Raw genomic sequence first — 530 nt, 5'->3', positions numbered from 1 at the left:
ATATAGAGATTGACCTGCTTGTCGTTAAGCGCCACAACCTCTCCATTAGTTGGGAAATCGGACGCTTAGCTTACAAATCGGCCAAAGTAATTGACGCGACAGAGGTCAGAGTAATTGTCGCCTAATAAAGCCGAAAGATAAATCGAAAGCAGAAAACGGCGTTCTCATCGTCGAAAGATGGCTGCTTGCCCGCATCCGCAATGAAACCTTCTACACGCTCAGGGCGCTGAATACCCGTCTTCGTGAGCTACTGGCGGACATGAATAACCGGCCAATGAAAGGGTACGGCAACCAGAGCCGCGCAGAACGCTTCCGCGTACTGGATGCACCGGCGCTCTCGTCGCTGCCTCTGGCAGCGTACGATTACACCGAATACAAAGCGGTGAAGGTCGCCCCAGACTACCACGTTGAGTATGCGCATCACTGGTACTCGGTCCCGCATGAGCTGGTTGGTCAGCGCCTGTCGCTCAAGGCGGGTCAGTTGGTGGTCCAGGTCTGGCACAAGGGACAGTGCGTGGCGCAGCATCCGC

Annotated in this window: 1 pseudogene; it reads left to right on the top strand. The window is 55.1% G+C overall.

Annotated elements, in window-relative coordinates:
- Positions 1-127 precede the first annotated feature (127 nt).
- Positions 128-530, top strand: a pseudogene (locus tag ACMV5H_RS25670) (Mu transposase domain-containing protein); the annotation flags it as partial.

Origin of the sequence: Serratia sp. N21D137, from assembly GCF_047530005.1 — a bacterium.
Classification (GTDB): Bacteria; Pseudomonadota; Gammaproteobacteria; order Enterobacterales; family Enterobacteriaceae; genus Chania; species Chania fonticola_B.
The sequence above is the reverse complement of the archived record's forward strand: the minus strand, read 5'-3'. Positions and strand labels throughout refer to the sequence as shown.